The organism is Oceanisphaera ostreae, assembly GCF_042676125.1.
In the GTDB taxonomy this organism is placed as follows: domain Bacteria; phylum Pseudomonadota; class Gammaproteobacteria; order Enterobacterales; family Aeromonadaceae; genus Oceanimonas; species Oceanimonas ostreae.
The window spans coordinates 125,591-141,881 of the sequence record NZ_JBHTJS010000004.1; the positions used below are offsets into that span (position 1 = coordinate 125,591).

The window sequence follows — 16,291 nt, forward strand, 5'->3', positions numbered from 1 at the left end:
AACTCAACACAAGCCAGCTGCAACGCAAGTGCCGTTGGATAGCCAAGTCACGCGGCCGTGTTCGGCTGTGCCCTTTAATGTGAAGGTTTTACTATCTACAACATCAGTGCCTGTTGCGGTTATGGTCCAAGGGCCATCTGCTACATCGTTTGCTGCCACTCCTATGCTAGTTACCAAGCCATCGAGTGTTCCAGGAATCACATGCTCACCCGCAGCTTTGCAGTCTGCTCCTCCCGTTTGCATGCAAATTTCAATGGCTGTTTTAATAGGGCCGGTGGCGGCGATCACTTCCGTAAATTTGGCGCGCTTGGCGTAGGTTTGGTAGGTAGGTAAAGCCACAGTGGCCAGAATGGCAACGATGGCAACAACTATCATCAATTCAATAAGGGTAAAGCCGCTACCAGAGCGGTTAGCTTCATGTTGATTCATAAGGCCATCCTTGACTGATAAAGCAGAGTGGGCAGGCACAATTACGATGTTTTTCTTGTATTAAAATATAGCAATGAATAGCAAAAGTGGCGAATAAATGAGCTAACCTCCGTGAGGCGTGCAGGGTAAAGTGTGAGGAGGGCGAGATTTAAACCAAACCAGAGCTAAAGCGATTTCTGCAACGACTCTTTATTGCGAGAAGATCGGCAAAAATCATTGTAAGGGGTAAGGAGTGGCGGGGGGAATTAGCGCCCCAGCGACTCCAGCAACTAAGGCGAGATCCTAACCTGAGTCAAGAAGACGACTTAAAGCATCGCTATAACCTGACGCTGTAGGCCGTAAGTTAAAACAAATACAGGTATTCTTTCTTGGCTTACAGCGAGTGGCGTAAAGCGTACGGCTATTTTTTATTTTTAGGGGTTGTGCACTTTCTGTGGCTGACCGCTGGCGACTTAGAGCTGTTTAAGAAAACCCCAATCAAATCCGATGCCTGGGTCGGTTTTTCGCCCCGGGGCTATATCGCTGTGGCCGACGATGTGTTCGGTGGTAATGGCAGGAAATCTCGCTTGCAATAACTGGGTGATCTTAGTTAGCTGCTGATATTGTGCATCGGTGAAAGTGTCGGTGTCGGTGCCTTCTAGCTCGATGCCAATGGCAAAATCATTGCAGCGCTCTCGGCCATTAAAGCTCGATTGGCCCGCATGCCAAGCACGCTGATTAAAAGGTACATACTGCACTATTTCGCCGTCGCGGCGGATCAAACAATGAGCTGATACGCGCAATTGATGAATCTCGGCAAAGTAGGGATCTTCATCAGGGTTTAACGTGCCCAAAAATAGCTGGTCGATATAAGGACCGCCGTAGCGTGCCGGTGGCAGGCTAATGCTGTGCACCACTAACAATGACACTTCGCCTTGCGGACGCGTATCAAAATGAGGAGAAGGACAATAGCGAGCAGGGATCAACCAGCTGTCGACGTTGATAGTGAGCGGTATAGCTAGAGATGGAGTCATATTGGTACATATAAAAGAGAAGCTTGACGGTATACTAAAAGCCTTAATGCCAAATGATCAAGCATAAGTAGGCGAGTGGTAAGCCTTACGCCGTGCGCGATTCGCTGTAAGTTAAAGATGAATATAGCGCGCGGATCTATGTTTGTTCTCTGTCAGTTGACTTAACGTACGGCGTAAAGCTTATAGCGGCATATCACGCTATTTTGCATCATTGGGAGAAGTAGCATGAGTGATGACGCTAAGGTGCAGCGCCGGTTAGGCCTAGTTATGTGGCTATTGGCTTGGGGGCTGGCGCTAGCACTATTGACTTGGTATTTTTTGCAAAAGCAGGCGCAAGACTATAACCCCAATCAGCAAGTGCAAACGCTAGATGTGCAGACATCTGGCACACAAGCCCCTAGTACACAAACCATAGTGCTTAAGCAAAACAGGCAGGGGCATTATGTGGCCAGTGGCGAGATCAACAGTAAGCCGGTGGTGTTTTTGCTAGACACCGGTGCTTCTTTGGTGGCGATTCCTGAGGGGCTAGTGGATGAGTTAGATTTAGTGACGGGCCAACAGATTAGCCTGAATACGGCGGCAGGAACGGTAACCGGCTATCGGACTCGGGTAAAAAACCTGTCTTTGGGGCCGTTCACCTTGTACGATCTTGACGCGGTGATCATGCCCGCCGACAGCAATGAAATATTATTAGGCATGAATGTCTTGCGCCAATTTGAACTGACGCAGCGGGGCAGCAAGATGACTATCAGGCGCTAAACACCGCACATTTTACGTTAAAAAACAGGTCAAAACCTATTTTTGCAACGGAAGACGCGGAAGAACGCGGAAAAATAGAGAGCAAGTCTGAAAATCATTTTATTCGTAACAGCGAAGACATAGCTCATTAAGGCTGGTTCTTAACAATTAGATATTTTGGCTCTGTACGAATTTTCTCATCTAAATTTTTTCGCGCTTCCTGTAGCAAAGAGTCGTTGCAAAAGTGGTATTTATCTTTGGCTTATAGCTTATAGCTTATAGCTGACGGCTCCCCGAAGGGGGCTAACCATAAACAGTTGAATAACAGGCTGAATAAAATGCTGAATGCTATGCTGGATCAAGAAATCCGTTTTAATGTAACCGCAGCCCTTAGCGAAGACTTGGGTGGAACCTTAGACCCTGCTCGGGATATTACGGCGCAGTTGTTACCAGAACAACAACAGGTGGTCGCTCATTTGATTACCCGAGAAGACGGTATTTTTTGTGGACGTGCCTTTGCAGAAGAAACCTTCTTGCAATTAGGTGGTGAGGTGACCCTTGAATGGCATGCGGCAGATGGCGACGCCATTGTCGCCAATCAACGTTTATTAACGCTAACTGGGCCGGCTCGAGCCATTATGACCGGCGAACGTACAGCCCTGAATTTTATTCAAACACTGTCGGCCGTAGCCAGTGTTACTCAGCGTTATGTTAAGCAGTTAGTTGGCACACAATGTCGTTTGTTGGATACCCGTAAAACCGTGCCAGGTTTACGCCAAGCCCTAAAGTATGCCGTTACCTGTGGCGGTGGCCATAATCATCGTATGGGGCTGTATGACGCCTATTTGATTAAAGAGAATCACATTTTTGCCTGCGGTGGCATCGACAAGGCAGTGGCTGAAGCTCGTCGCCTACAGCCAGAAAAGTCGGTGGAAGTAGAAGTGGAGTCGCTAGCTGAACTTGCACTGGCGCTGAAGGCCGGTGCCGATATCATTATGATCGACAACTTTACCACCGACGACATGCGCACTGCCGTGGCCATTAGTGCAGGAGCTGCGTTGTTAGAAGTGTCCGGCAACGTGACCCTAGACACCATCGCTGCTTACGCCGCCACCGGCGTCGACTTTATTTCGGTAGGGGCGCTCACCAAACACATTCAAGCATTAGATCTCTCACTGCGAGTCGAAGGGTGAAAGAAGCTGTAAGCCGTCAGCTTTAAGCGATCAGCTACAGATAACAATAGCGCCCAAGCTAGGGCGCGGTATTGGACTTAACTGAAAACTTACCGCTAATAGCTTTGTTTTCGGCATGTAGCTCGAGGTTAATTTTTCGGCTATTGTGTGCAATCTATATTAAATTATTGGACATTTAATCCACGAACTGATACCTTTTTTTTACAGTGTCAATTGGTCTTACCAATATACAAGCGAATTACATGTCGAATCAGCGCATCAAGCAGCCTAAACTTGCCGATACCATAGCTGCCAAAATTGAGCAGATGATAATGGAAGGCAGCTTACAACCCGGTCAACGTCTGTTGCCGGAGCGTGAGCTGGCTGAACAATACGCCGTATCTCGACCTTCGGTTCGAGAAGCGATTCAATTGCTGGAAGCAAGAGGATTGGTCTCTCGGCGCCAGGGTGGTGGCACTTATGTGCAAAATGCCTTGACCAAAGGGTTGGCTGACCCGTTATTTCAGCTGCTGGCAGAACATCCCGAGTCGCAATATGACTTGCTGGAGTTTCGCCATACCATGGAAGGTATCTCCGCATTTTACGCCGCCATGCGCGGCAACGAAGCTGACTTCGATACCATCCGCGACGCGCAACAGGCCATCGTTCAAGCTCAAGAGCTGGGCGATTTGCCTGCTGAAGCTAAAGCCGCCGCCGAGTTTTATATCGCGGTCGCCGCAGCGGCCCACAATGTGGTGTTACTACACTTGTTGCGAGCCATTCAGCCGATGCTAGAATCGAGTATTTTGCGCAATATCAAAATTTTAAACCGGCGCGCCGGTATGGTGGAGAAGATTCGGGTGCATCGCGCCAATTTGATCCAATGCATACTGTCACGCGAGCCGGAACAGGCCAGGGATGCTTGTCACGAGCACTTGGCCTTTATAGAAGAAACTCTGCTCGATATTCAGCGTGAAGAAAGTCGTATTCAACGTTCATTACGCCGTAATAAACAGCAGGAATAACAATGCCTTCGGCAATGATGAACCCATGGGCAGGTGCCCCAAACGAGATAGGAAACAGCCATGTCTGATATCCTGAACAACGATGTGGATTCAATAGAAACTCAAGAGTGGTTAGATTCTCTTGAGTCGTTGATCCGTCAAGAAGGACCTGAGCGCGCACAGTATATTTATGAGCGTCTCACCACGAAAGCCATTAAATCCGGTGTTGCTGTGGCCAGAAATGCCCACTCAGACTACGTAAACAGCATTAAGTCTGCGGACGAGACTGAGTACCCGGGCAACTGGGATCTGGAACGTCGTATCCGCGCTATTATCCGCTGGAACTCAGTGATGATCGTACTGCGCGCTTCTAGAAAAGATCTGGATCTAGGCGGCCACATGGCTTCTTACTCGTCCAGTGCCACTATGTATGAAGTGGGCTTTAACCACTTCTACCGCGCGCCTAACGAAAAAGACACCGGCGACTTGGTGTTCTTCCAAGGTCATATCTCGCCCGGCATCTACGCTCGTGCGTTTGTTGAAGGCCGTTTAACTGCTGCTCAGTTGGATATGTTCCGTCAAGAAGTAGACGGCAAAGGTATTCCTTCTTACCCGCATCCTAAGCTGATGCCTGACTTCTGGCAGTTCCCAACCGTATCTATGGGTCTGGGTCCACTAAACGCCATTTATCAAGCTCGTTTCCAGAAGTATCTAACGAACCGTGGCCTGAAAGACTGCTCTGAGCAGCGCGTATACGCCTACCTAGGCGACGGCGAAATGGATGAGCCAGAATCCAAAGGTGTTATCACCATCGCGGCTCGCGAAAAGCTGGACAACCTGTGCTTCATCATCAACTGTAACCTACAGCGCCTAGACGGCCCTGTAATTGGTAACGGTAAGATCATCAACGAACTAGACGGTATCTTTAACGGTGCTGGCTGGAACGTGATTAAAGTTATCTGGGGTCGTCGTTGGGACGAGCTGATCGCTAAAGATAAGAGCGGCAAGCTGGTTCAGTTAATGAACGAAACCGTTGACGGTGACTATCAGACCTTTAAGTCTAAAGACGGCGCTTATGTACGTGAGCACTTCTTTGGCAAATATCCTGAGACCCTAGAGTTGGTCAAGGATATGTCTGACGAAGAAATTTTTGCCCTGAACCGTGGTGGTCACGATCCAGCTAAAATGTACGCTGCGTACAAAAATGCTGCCGAGACTAAAGGCAAGCCGACCGTTATTCTGGCCAAAACCGTTAAAGGTTACGGCATGGGCGACGCGGCTGAAGGCAAGAACATTGCCCACCAGGTTAAGAACATGGACATGACGTCCGTTAAGCACTTCCGTGACCGTTTCAATCTGGAAGTAAGCGACGAAGACATCACCGATCTGCCGTACATCGAGATCAAAGAAGGCACTCGCGAACACGAGTACCTGCATGCCCGTCGTAAGGCGCTGAAAGGCTACTTGCCACAACGTCTAAAGCAATCAACACAACAGCTGCAAATTCCTGAGTTGTCTGAGTTTGAGTCATTGCTGGGCGAGCAAAAGCGTGAAGTTTCTACCACAATGGCGTTTGTACGTGCCTTAAACATCATGCTCAAGAACAAGTCCATTGGTGAGCGCATCGTGCCTATCTTGGCCGATGAAGCTCGTACCTTTGGTATGGAAGGTCTGTTCCGTCAAATCGGTATTTACAGCCCGAACGGTCAGCAATATACCCCGCAAGACCGTGAGCAAGTTGCTTACTATAAAGAAGACATCAAAGGCCAGGTACTGCAAGAAGGTATCAACGAGCTGGGGGCAACGTCTTCATGGTTAGCCGCTGCTACCTCTTACAGCACCAACGACTTCCCGATGATCCCGTTCTACATCTACTACTCGATGTTTGGTTTCCAGCGTGTGGGCGATTTGTGCTGGTTGGCCGGCGATCAACAGGCTCGTGGTTTCATGATTGGCGGAACTTCCGGTCGTACTACCTTGAACGGTGAAGGTCTGCAGCACGAAGATGGCCACAGCCACGTTCAGGCCAGTGTGATCCCGAACTGCGTAACTTACGATCCAACGTATGTATACGAAGTAGCGGTTATCGTACAGGATGGTCTGCGTCGCATGTATGGCGAAAACCCAGAAAACATCTACTACTATATCACTACGCTGAACGAAAACTACCATCAGCCAGCGATGCCAGAAGGCGCTGAAGAAGGTATCCGTAAGGGTATCTACAAGCTGGACACCGTTGCCGGTAACAAAGGCAAGGTTCAGTTGATGGGTTCAGGCACTATCTTAAACGATGTGCGTGAAGCCGCAGCGATTCTGACTGAAGAATACGGCATTGGTTCCGACATATTCAGTGTACCTTCGTTTAACGAACTGACCCGTGACGGTCAGGACTGTGAACGCTGGAACATGCTGCACCCAACCGAAGAAGCACGCGTACCTTATATCGCACAAGTGATGGGTACTGAGCCTGCTATTGCTGCCACTGACTACATGAAGAACTACGCCGAACAAGTGCGCGCCTTCATGCCTTCAGTAAGCTACAAGGTGTTGGGCACTGATGGTTTCGGTCGTTCAGACAGCCGTGAAAACCTGCGTCGCCACTTCGAAGTCAACAAGCACTACATCGTGCTTGCTGCACTAACTGAGCTGGCCAAGCAAGGTACGCTAGACAAGCAAGTAGTAGCTGATGCCATTACGAAATACGGTATCGACGCTGATAAGATCAACCCGCTGTACGCATAAGGGGTAATACATGTCTAAAGATATTCTGGTGCCAGATATCGGCGCAGACGAGGTAGAAGTGACCGAGATCATGGTGGCCGTTGGCGACCGTGTTGAGCTAGAACAGTCACTGCTCACCGTGGAAGGTGATAAAGCCTCCATGGAAATACCTGCCCCAAGCGCGGGTGTGGTTAAAGAAATTAAAGTTGCTATTGGCGACGCCATCAATACCGGGTCTTTGATCATGGTATTCGAAGCAGAAGAGGGCGGCACTGCCGCCCCATCTGAGCAAGCACCAGCAACAGAAGCGCCAGCCGCTGCTGCCGCACCTGCTACTGCAGCGCGTAAAGAAGTAGCCGTGCCTGATATTGGTGATGACGAAGTTGAAGTTACCGAAATCAACGTGGCCGTTGGCGACACCGTCACTGAAGAGCAGACGCTGATTGGCGTAGAAGGCGACAAGGCTTCTATGGAAATCCCGTCACCTTCGGCAGGTAAAATTGTTGAAATCTTAGTGGCCGTTGGCGACAAGGTTAAAACTGGCTCACAGATCATGGTCTTCGAAGTTGCAGGCGCCTTGGCTCCTGCTCCCGCTGCTGCCCCTGCTGCGGCCGCGTCTACTGCTGCTCCGGCAGCACCAGCCGCACCACAAGCCAAAGATGTGAACGTGCCGGACATTGGCGGTGACGAGGTTGAAGTGACCGAAGTCATGGTTGCCGTGGGCGATACCGTTGAAGCCGAACAGTCTATTTTGACTGTGGAAGGTGACAAGGCGTCCATGGAAGTACCGTCACCGTTTGCCGGTGTGGTTAAAGAAATCAAGATTAACGTTGGCGACAAGGTTAATACGGGTTCTTTGGTCATGGTATTTGAAGTTGCAGGCGAAGCGCCGAAGGCTGCGGCATCTGCTGCTCCTGCTCAGGCTGCTGCCTCTGCACCCGCTGCACCTAAAGCGGTTCCGGCGGCTAGCGCCCCGGCTGCTAAAGCTGAGTTCGTTGAGAACAATGCTTATGTGCATGCCACGCCTGTGGTACGCCGTTTAGCCCGTGAATTTGGTGTTGACCTATCTAAGGTTGCCGCTACCGGTCCTAAGAGCCGTATTCTGAAAGAAGACGTGCAAAGCTACGTTAAAGGCATTATCAAGCAAGTTGCTAGTCAACCTGCCGGTGTTGCAGTAGCTGGCGGCGGCATGGCTGTACTGGCATGGCCAAAAGTAGATTTCGCCAAGTTCGGTGAAATTGAAGAAGTGCCAATGACGCGTATTCAGAAGATCTCGGGTCCTAACCTGCACCGCAACTGGGTGAAAATCCCGCACGTGACGCAGTTTGACGAAACCGATATCACTGAGCTGGAAGAGTTCCGCAAAACTGAAAACGCCATCGCCGATAAGCAGAAGCTGGGTTATAAGATTTCCCCGCTGATCTTTATCATGAAGGCCGCTGCCAAAGCGCTGGAAGCTTATCCTAAGTTTTGTTCTTCTTTGTCACAAGACGAGCAGTCTTTGATAATGAAGAAGTACATCAACATCGGTGTGGCGGTTGATACGCCAAACGGTCTGGTAGTGCCGGTAGTACGCGATGTGAACAAGAAAGGCATTCGCGAGTTGGCGATTGAACTTGGCGAAATCTCCAAGAAAGCCCGTGACGGCAAGTTAACTGGTGCCGACATGCAAGGTGGTTGTTTCACCATTTCGTCTTTGGGCGGCATTGGTGGCACTCAGTTCACGCCTATCGTGAACGCACCTGAAGTGGCTATCTTGGGCGTATCCAAGTCAAGCATCAAGCCAGTTTGGAACGGCAAAGAGTTCGAGCCTCGTCTGATACAGCCGCTGGCTCTGTCTTATGACCACCGTGTGATTGACGGCGCCGATGGTGCTCGTTTCATCACTATGATGAGTGGTGTGTTAAGCGACCTTCGTCGTTTAGTTCTTTAATGTGACAAGGCGGGCAAATGCCCGCCTTTTTACTTTCTTTTCTATTACAGAACAGTAAACTTTAGCTCGTTTCATTTGTTGTGGCCGTATTGAGTCTAGGCTTTCGCAGCCATTGCTTGAACGGGGCTAAAAATCATAATAGAGGTCACCATGAGTCAAGAAGTCAAAGCTCAGGTTGTGGTATTGGGCTCGGGCCCTGCCGGTTATTCAGCCGCTTTCCGTGCCGCCGATCTGGGTCTGGAAACAGTAATCGTCGAGCGCTATTCAACATTGGGCGGCGTTTGTCTAAACGTTGGCTGTATTCCTTCTAAAGCATTATTGCACATCGCTAAAGTCATCGAAGAAGCTAAGATGATGGGCAGCCATGGCGTCACCTTTGCTGAGCCTAACATCGATCTAGACCAGATCCGCAGCCACAAAGATAAAGTGATAGGTCAGCTTACCCAAGGTTTGGGTGGCATGGCTAAAATGCGTAAGGTAAAGGTCGTGAACGGCTACGGCAAGTTCACCGGTCCTAACACCTTGGTTGTAGAAGGCGAGGGTGGCAACACCACCATCAACTTCGATAACGCCATTATTGCAGCAGGCTCGCGTCCTATTCAGTTGCCGTTTATTCCGCACGAAGATCCACGGGTTTGGGATTCTACTGGCGCACTAGAGCTGAAAGAAGTTCCTGAGAAGCTGCTGGTAATGGGCGGCGGTATTATCGGCCTAGAAATGGGTACCGTATATTACTCGCTGGGCTCTAAGATTGACGTGGTTGAAATGTTCGACCAAGTGATCCCAGCTGCCGATAAAGATCTTATCAAGATCTATACCAAGCAGGTAAAAGACAAGTTTAACCTGATGTTGGAAACCAAGGTTACCGCAGTAGATGCCAAAGACGACGGCATTCATGTGACCATGGAAAACAAGAAAGGCGAGAGCATTACCAACGTCTATGACGCGGTATTAGTGGCCATTGGTCGCGTACCTAACGGTAAGCTGCTGGACGCTGAAAAAGCCGGCGTTGAAGTTGATGAGCGTGGTTTCATTCGCGTTGATAAGCAACTGCGCACTAACGTGGCACACATTCACGCCATTGGTGACATCGTCGGTCAACCGATGCTGGCCCACAAAGGTGTGCATGAAGGTCACGTAGCCGCCGAGGTTATCTCTGGTTTGAAGCACTACTTCGATCCTAAGGTGATCCCGTCTATTGCCTACACCGAACCAGAAGTAGCCTGGGTAGGTGTTACCGAGAAAGAAGCTAAAGAGCAGGGCCTGAACGTTGAAGTGGCCACGTTCCCATGGGCGGCCTCTGGTCGTGCCATCGCTTCTGACTCAGCTTATGGTATGACCAAGCTGATTTTCGACAAAGACACGCATCGTGTACTGGGTGGTGCCACTATTGGTACTAACGCCGGTGAGCTGTTGGGCGAAATTGGTTTGGCTATCGAAATGGGTGCCGACGCCGAAGATATCGCGCTGACCATTCATGCTCACCCGACTCTGCATGAGTCTGTGGGCATGGCAGCCGAAGTATTCGAAGGCTCCATTACCGACATGCCAAACGCAAAAGCTAAGAAAAAGCAGAAGTAAGCTTCTCCTTTATAGATTAGTAAAACGCCCAGCCTTTGCTGGGCGTTTTTGTTGGTGGTTTGCGCGGTGCGTAGATATTGATCGGCGTTATCCATTGTATTTATGTTCGAGATCACCTTTTGTGATGAAATGCTTCACTTTTTTCCGCTTGGCCGATTATGGTGAGTGAGAATAATAAAACCCCCATTGCTGACCACGTAAAGGAATACGATATGCTCTCTAAGTTAGGCTATCTGAGCGTCAGGATGAAGCTGACCCTAGGCTTTGCACTGGTGTTGCTGGCGACCTTGACTACTGCCGCGATTAGTTTTTACAGTTTGTCTTCCGTGCTTGAGCGAACTGGCAAGCTGGAGCAGGCTGGCTCTATCGACCTGCTGTTCAACAAGGCCCGTCAGTTTGAGAAGGACTACTTATTAAATGATGATCCCGAACAGCTGACCTTAGCCAAAGACATACTGGCGAAAGCCTCCTCTCGGGCAGAAGTGCTGCAAGAGTCACTGATCGAACCCGAAGATCGAATGTTAGTTGCACAGATCCTGCTTGGTACCAAGGCCTATGAGACAGAGCTGGAGCAAGTTGCCATACTGTCTGAAGACGTTCAGAGCCAGATCTTCGACTTGAATGGTCTAGGCTTTTCCGCTCAGCAACGGGCTGAATATCTCGGTGCTAATGATACCAGTGCCATGAGCTGGCTGGTGCGGCTGGTAGGTATTCGCTTAACCCAGAAAGACTTTGCCCTCAGCCGGGATGAGGTCGACGCCATACAGTTATCGTCCCGCCTGAGCGGCCTGCTGGCGACGTTGGAAAATCGGCTACATATGCGCGAGGATATAGACGTCAGGGATCTATACGACTTGCTCAAGCAGTTTCAACAGCAGCAGGAAGACTTTATTGCGGCGATTAACGGTCTGGTGGAAATTGAGCACCGCATCGATACGGTGGCCGAAACTATCGATGTCAGTATAGAAGCCTTGCTGGCTAGGCAGCAAGCAAGCATGCATGATGACAGCAACAGTGCCAAATTGATTATCCTCGCGGTAACTCTAGCGGCGCTGGTGATGGGAGTGCTGTTTGCCTGGTTGATCACCCGCGGTATCGTCAACCCTCTGACCTTGCTGGTGTCTCAAGCTAATCGCATTGCCGAGGGCGATCTTAGTCAGGACATCAAACACCAGCGCAAGGATGAGCTGGGTCAGCTGATGGATCAAATGCAGCATATGACGTTGAATTTGCGTCAGCTTATGAGTGCGCTTATCCAAAGCTCGACCCACATTGCGACCTCGACCGATGAGCTATTGTCGGTCTCGGAGCAAAGTCGCAGTGGCGTTAACCAGCAGCGTATGGAGCTAGAGCAGGTATCTACCGCCATGAACGAAATGGCCGCAACGGTACAAGAAGTCGCACGCCATGCAGAAACTGCTTTTGGCTCGGCTCGCACAGCTGACAGTGAAGCTAGCGACGGTAATCAAAAAGTAACCTTAACTATCAGTCAAATAGGCAAGCTGTCCGATGATATTCAAGAATCGCTACAGACCATTAATCAGCTTGAAGCCGAGAGTATGAATATCGGCAGCATACTCGATGTCATCAAGGGCGTAGCTGAGCAAACTAATTTGTTAGCACTTAACGCGGCCATAGAAGCGGCGCGAGCCGGTGAACAAGGTCGTGGTTTTGCGGTGGTTGCTGATGAGGTGCGCTCTTTGGCACAGCGAACTCAAAAGGCCACTGCGGAAATTGAAACGCTCATTCATGGCCTGCAAAGCAAGGCACAAGAGTCGGTAGTGATGATGAATGAAAGTACGGCTATGGCGGCTAAAACAGTGGAGATTGCCAATGAGGCGGGGGAGTCAATCCATAAAATTGCCAGTTCGGTCTCCAACATTCAGCAGATGAACAGTCAGATTTCCACCGCCGCAGAAGAGCAAAGTACGGTTGCAGAAGATATTAATCGCTCCGTGTTTAGTATTCGCGAAGTGTCGGATCACGCTTCCGCCGCTACCGAGCAAACCGCCGCTAGCAGTGCTGAACTGGCTCGCCAAGGCAGTGAGCTGCAACGTTTGATTGGCCGTTTCCGCTTGCCATAACTAAACTGCACCAAGCGCCTAGCTAAAATAAAACACTCAGTTCAAACAAAAAACACCGGCCTAAGCCGGTGTTTTATTAACTGCAATTAAGTAAACGGGGCAGACTGTATTTACGGTGTTGTCACCACACTAAACTCTTGCCCCATGCGGCGAAAGGCGTTGAGTAGCAGCCCTTTGTCGTTAACTTCCAAGTAATGCAGGTGGCCATCGGTATTGATAACAGCAGTCAGCTCTTGCCCTGCTCGCAGGTTGCTTAATGGCTTATAAGAGGGCTCGGCACGGATTAGGGCAATAAGGTCGCCGCCGGGTAACTGCCATTTGCGGAACAGCGCGGCGAGGGTTTCTCCTTGTGCCAGAGTATGGTCAATTCGCTTGCCACCGTCGGGCACAGGAATATCACGAGTGACGGCAGGGGCTAACGATAAACTCAAACTGCCGCTCATCGGTACCGGTGCCTGTTTTGGGGCCGGTTGCCAAGTGAACAACAGTAGCCAAAGCGGGATTAACAGTAGTAATCCCGCTTTGTGTATTTTAGGTACACGCTGCCATCCCTGCAGCCCACGGCCAATGGACTGGCGAGCAGGTAAGCTTAAAGCGTTAATTTTACTGGCGAAAGATTGTGGTTTATTCCGTTTCATTGTTGTTTTTCTTCTGGACATGAATGGGCACCTTTAGGGATTTGTTGACCTTTCGCGGTTAAATATTGTTTGAACTGTTCCAAAAATCACCTCGAAAGGTCAACAGACCCTAACCTTCAGTGTATCTGTGGTCTGTAGACTCGACAAGTCATGTGAGTGGCTCCTTTTGGAGCAGTGATCGCGCTTATCGAACACAACTGCTCAGCAAAAGGTGACAAAGCGTTTAACCCGCTGTAAGCGAGTGCTAAAATGGCGGTACTTCACTCTCTTCAAGCCTATCTTCTATTTATGTAGGCTTTATTTACCAGCTAAGGCAGAAAGAATGACAGTTAAAACGCGGTTTGCTCCTAGCCCTACCGGCTTTCTTCATGTCGGTGGTGCTCGTACGGCTCTATACTCTTGGCTTTATGCTCGCCACCTTCAAGGTGAGTTTGTATTGCGCATTGAAGATACCGATCTGGAGCGTTCAACTCAGGAAGCCATAGATGCCATTTTAGAAGGCATGCAGTGGTTGGGTTTGAATTGGGAGGAGGGGCCTTATTATCAAACCCAGCGCTTTGACCGTTACAATTCGCTGATAGACCAGCTGCTAAGCGAAGATAAAGCCTATAAATGTTATTGCTCTCGCGAGCGCTTAGACGGCTTACGCGAGCAGCAAATGACCGCTGGCGTTAAGCCTCGTTACGACGGTCACTGTCGCCACGGCGAGCACACACATGCCACAGATGCGCCTTGTGTGATCCGTTTTAAAAACCCTACCGAAGGCATTGTAGTCTTTGATGACCATGTGCGCGGGCGCATTGAAACTGGCAACGATCAGTTAGACGATTTAATTATTCGTCGTACCGACGGCGCGCCTACCTATAACTTCTGCGTAGTGGTCGATGACTGGGACATGGAAATTACCCATGTAGTGCGCGGTGAAGACCACATTAATAACACACCACGTCAGATTAATATTTATCAGGCGTTGGGTGCACCCGTACCTGAGTTTGCCCATGTATCGATGATATTGGGTGATGACGGCGCCAAGCTATCTAAGCGCCACGGTGCCGTGAGTGTGATGCAATATCGTGACGACGGCTATCTGCCGCAGGCGCTGCTTAACTATCTGGTGCGTTTGGGCTGGTCTCATGGTGACCAAGAAATTTTCTCGTTAGCAGAAATGGTAGAGCTGTTCTCATTGGACGCTATCGGTAAGTCGGCCTCGGCGTTTAACACCGATAAGTTGCTCTGGCTAAACCAGCATTATATGAAAACCTCACCCGCTACCGAAGTGGCGGAGTACTTGGTGTGGCATATGCAAGATCAAAGCATTGATACTGCCCATGGCCCCGCATTGGCGGACGTGGTTAGTCTGTATGCTGAGCGTTGCCACACGTTAAAAGAAATGGCCGAGCAGAGCCGTTACTTGTTTGAAGACTTCAGTGAGTTTGAAGCTAACGCGGCCAAGAAGCACTTGCGCCCAGTGGCTGCCGAGCCGCTGGCCTTGGTGCGTAGTAAATTAGCTGAGCTGAACACTTGGCAAGCCGAGGCTATTCATGAGCAAATTAATGCCGCCGCGGCCGAGCTAGAATTAGGCATGGGCAAAGTAGGCATGCCACTGCGGGTAGCCGTTACCGGTACTGGTCAATCACCAGGCATAGATGGTGTGATTGCCTTGCTGAGTAAAGAGCAGACATTGGCCCGCATCGATATGGCATTGGCCTTTATTGAAGAGCGCGCGAAGGGTTAATAGAAAGCTTTAAGCCGTAAGCTGTAAGCGGTTAGTTAAAGACCAACACCGGTCTTTACCGTCTTGCGGGTACTGAAACTACGTCATGCTGAACTCGATTCAGTATCGGCATGACGAGCCCGGTACAGTTTTTTTATTGCCATAAGGGCGATGGCTGAAGCGCAGCGCCGAGCTAAATATAAAAACAGGTGTTTTCTATAGTCTGCGCTTTAGCTGCAGTCCCGTCTCAGCGGGAGCCCTAAACCATCCTGCTCCACAGGACCGGCAGCTAAAGCGTCGGACTACAAGGGGCTCAAGCTTCAAGCTCGGGTTTGCGGCTTAAATCGGTGTTAATCTCGGCAAGGTGCTTAAAAAATAACTAGTTGGGGCGTTTTTGTTAGTTTTTGGTTGACAGGAAGAATTCGACTGCCTATCATGCGCATCGCCTCAACAGTCTTAGACTCAAGAGGGTGATAAGCGGGGCTATAGCTCAGCTGGGAGAGCGCTTGCATGGCATGCAAGAGGTCCGCGGTTCGATCCCGCGTAGCTCCACCACTTATCGCATGTAGCAGTAATAAAGTAAAAGTAGTATTTGCCAAATGGGGCTATAGCTCAGCTGGGAGAGCGCTTGCATGGCATGCAAGAGGTCCGCGGTTCGATCCCGCGTAGCTCCACCAAATGGCATTTTACTTAAGTAGTAATTAATACCAGCAACATCATATGTTTTGGGGCTATAGCTCAGCTGGGAGAGCGCTTGCATGGCATGCAAGAGGTCCGCGGTTCGATCCCGCGTAGCTCCACCAAAACATATTACCCAATTTCGGGGCTATAGCTCAGCTGGGAGAGCGCTTGCATGGCATGCAAGAGGTCCGCGGTTCGATCCCGCGTAGCTCCACCACTTATTTGTGGAAATTAAAAAAGCCGCTGCATATTTGCAGCGGCTTTTTTGCGTTTAATGTGCTGAGGATAAAGGATAAACCAAGCCCCAAATCTAAGGACTCATCTGCAACGGAACCCACGGAAGAACGCGGAAAAATAGTGATCAGATCTGAAAGGGAACTTGATGGTAATACCAATCTAAGTAAGTATGTGATCTGTTTTGAAGTTGAGCGTTAGAGGCACACAGATCAGCTTTTAAGAGCTAATATTTATCCAAGTAAAAGCACAAAAAAATGGTAAATACCAACCCACCCCGAGCGTAGATACTCTGTTGGACGTCAAGATTTTATATGCTCTTCACTGAACAATAATGTCGAATCAAAAG

The 16,291-nt window shown here is 49.8% G+C and carries 11 protein-coding genes and 4 tRNA genes; 12 read left to right on the forward strand and 3 right to left on the reverse strand.

The window, feature by feature from the left end:
- Positions 1-3: 3 nt before the first annotated feature.
- Both ACFQ1C_RS02310 and ampD read right to left on the reverse strand, forming a co-directional pair.
- Entirely contained in the window at positions 4-429 is a 426-nt protein-coding gene (locus tag ACFQ1C_RS02310) for a pilin (RefSeq protein WP_379556915.1), read from the reverse strand.
- A 452-nt stretch (positions 430-881) separates the two neighbouring features.
- The gene (ampD, locus tag ACFQ1C_RS02315) at positions 882-1,442 is read right to left on the reverse strand and encodes a 1,6-anhydro-N-acetylmuramyl-L-alanine amidase AmpD (protein WP_379556916.1); all 561 of its coding nucleotides are present in this window, start codon (positions 1,440-1,442) and stop codon (positions 882-884) included.
- 225 nt (positions 1,443-1,667) lie between these two features.
- Between ampD and ACFQ1C_RS02320 the strand changes: the two genes are divergently transcribed.
- The 7 genes from ACFQ1C_RS02320 (at position 1,668) to ACFQ1C_RS02350 (ending at position 12,675) form a co-directional block, all read left to right on the forward strand.
- Positions 1,668-2,201: a retropepsin-like aspartic protease family protein gene (locus ACFQ1C_RS02320; protein WP_379556917.1), complete on the forward strand. Its 534-nt coding sequence runs from the start codon at positions 1,668-1,670 to the stop codon at positions 2,199-2,201.
- A 329-nt stretch (positions 2,202-2,530) separates the two neighbouring features.
- Entirely contained in the window at positions 2,531-3,373 is an 843-nt protein-coding gene (gene nadC / locus ACFQ1C_RS02325; protein WP_379556928.1) for a carboxylating nicotinate-nucleotide diphosphorylase, read from the forward strand.
- A gap of 242 nt (positions 3,374-3,615) precedes the next feature.
- Positions 3,616-4,377, forward strand: a complete 762-nt coding sequence (gene pdhR, locus ACFQ1C_RS02330; protein ID WP_379556918.1) for a pyruvate dehydrogenase complex transcriptional repressor PdhR — start codon at positions 3,616-3,618, stop codon at positions 4,375-4,377.
- A 60-nt stretch (positions 4,378-4,437) separates the two neighbouring features.
- The gene (gene aceE / locus ACFQ1C_RS02335; protein WP_379556919.1) at positions 4,438-7,098 is read left to right on the forward strand and encodes a pyruvate dehydrogenase (acetyl-transferring), homodimeric type; all 2,661 of its coding nucleotides are present in this window, start codon (positions 4,438-4,440) and stop codon (positions 7,096-7,098) included.
- 10 nt (positions 7,099-7,108) lie between these two features.
- Positions 7,109-9,010 (forward strand): pyruvate dehydrogenase complex dihydrolipoyllysine-residue acetyltransferase, encoded by a 1,902-nt coding sequence (aceF, locus tag ACFQ1C_RS02340; RefSeq protein WP_379556920.1) that lies wholly within the window; start codon positions 7,109-7,111, stop codon positions 9,008-9,010.
- Positions 9,011-9,160: 150 nt separating this feature from the next.
- Complete coding sequence (gene lpdA, locus ACFQ1C_RS02345) at positions 9,161-10,591, forward strand: dihydrolipoyl dehydrogenase (RefSeq protein ID WP_379556921.1); 1,431 nt, start codon at positions 9,161-9,163, stop codon at positions 10,589-10,591.
- 212 nt (positions 10,592-10,803) lie between these two features.
- Complete coding sequence (locus ACFQ1C_RS02350) at positions 10,804-12,675, forward strand: HAMP domain-containing methyl-accepting chemotaxis protein (protein WP_379556922.1); 1,872 nt, start codon at positions 10,804-10,806, stop codon at positions 12,673-12,675.
- Between the two features lie 110 nt (positions 12,676-12,785).
- On the opposite strand, the gene ACFQ1C_RS02355 is transcribed toward ACFQ1C_RS02350, so the two are convergent.
- Entirely contained in the window at positions 12,786-13,313 is a 528-nt protein-coding gene (locus ACFQ1C_RS02355; RefSeq protein WP_379556923.1) for a LysM-like peptidoglycan-binding domain-containing protein, read from the reverse strand.
- A 322-nt stretch (positions 13,314-13,635) separates the two neighbouring features.
- Between ACFQ1C_RS02355 and gltX the strand changes: the two genes are divergently transcribed.
- The 5 genes from gltX to ACFQ1C_RS02380 all read left to right on the forward strand — a co-directional run bounded on the left by gltX (position 13,636) and on the right by ACFQ1C_RS02380 (position 15,925).
- A complete protein-coding gene (gene gltX, locus ACFQ1C_RS02360) occupies positions 13,636-15,048 on the forward strand; it encodes a glutamate--tRNA ligase (RefSeq protein WP_379556924.1) in 1,413 nt (470 codons plus the stop codon).
- A gap of 458 nt (positions 15,049-15,506) precedes the next feature.
- Positions 15,507-15,582, forward strand: a tRNA-Ala gene (locus ACFQ1C_RS02365).
- Between the two features lie 46 nt (positions 15,583-15,628).
- Positions 15,629-15,704: transfer RNA gene (locus tag ACFQ1C_RS02370), tRNA-Ala, on the forward strand.
- Between the two features lie 50 nt (positions 15,705-15,754).
- Positions 15,755-15,830 (forward strand) — tRNA-Ala (locus ACFQ1C_RS02375).
- Between the two features lie 19 nt (positions 15,831-15,849).
- Positions 15,850-15,925: transfer RNA gene (locus ACFQ1C_RS02380), tRNA-Ala, on the forward strand.
- Positions 15,926-16,291 lie beyond the last annotated feature (366 nt).

Coding starts and splice junctions, on each gene's coding strand:
- ACFQ1C_RS02310 (WP_379556915.1), bottom strand. CDS start 429: ATGAATCAACATGAAGCTAACCGCTCTGGTAGCGGCTTTACCCTTATT.
- ampD (WP_379556916.1), bottom strand. CDS start 1,442: ATGACTCCATCTCTAGCTATACCGCTCACTATCAACGTCGACAGCTGG.
- ACFQ1C_RS02320 (WP_379556917.1), top strand. CDS start 1,668: ATGAGTGATGACGCTAAGGTGCAGCGCCGGTTAGGCCTAGTTATGTGG.
- nadC (WP_379556928.1), top strand. CDS start 2,531: ATGCTGGATCAAGAAATCCGTTTTAATGTAACCGCAGCCCTTAGCGAA.
- pdhR (WP_379556918.1), top strand. CDS start 3,616: ATGTCGAATCAGCGCATCAAGCAGCCTAAACTTGCCGATACCATAGCT.
- aceE (WP_379556919.1), top strand. CDS start 4,438: ATGTCTGATATCCTGAACAACGATGTGGATTCAATAGAAACTCAAGAG.
- aceF (WP_379556920.1), top strand. CDS start 7,109: ATGTCTAAAGATATTCTGGTGCCAGATATCGGCGCAGACGAGGTAGAA.
- lpdA (WP_379556921.1), top strand. CDS start 9,161: ATGAGTCAAGAAGTCAAAGCTCAGGTTGTGGTATTGGGCTCGGGCCCT.
- ACFQ1C_RS02350 (WP_379556922.1), top strand. CDS start 10,804: ATGCTCTCTAAGTTAGGCTATCTGAGCGTCAGGATGAAGCTGACCCTA.
- ACFQ1C_RS02355 (WP_379556923.1), bottom strand. CDS start 13,313: ATGAAACGGAATAAACCACAATCTTTCGCCAGTAAAATTAACGCTTTA.
- gltX (WP_379556924.1), top strand. CDS start 13,636: ATGACAGTTAAAACGCGGTTTGCTCCTAGCCCTACCGGCTTTCTTCAT.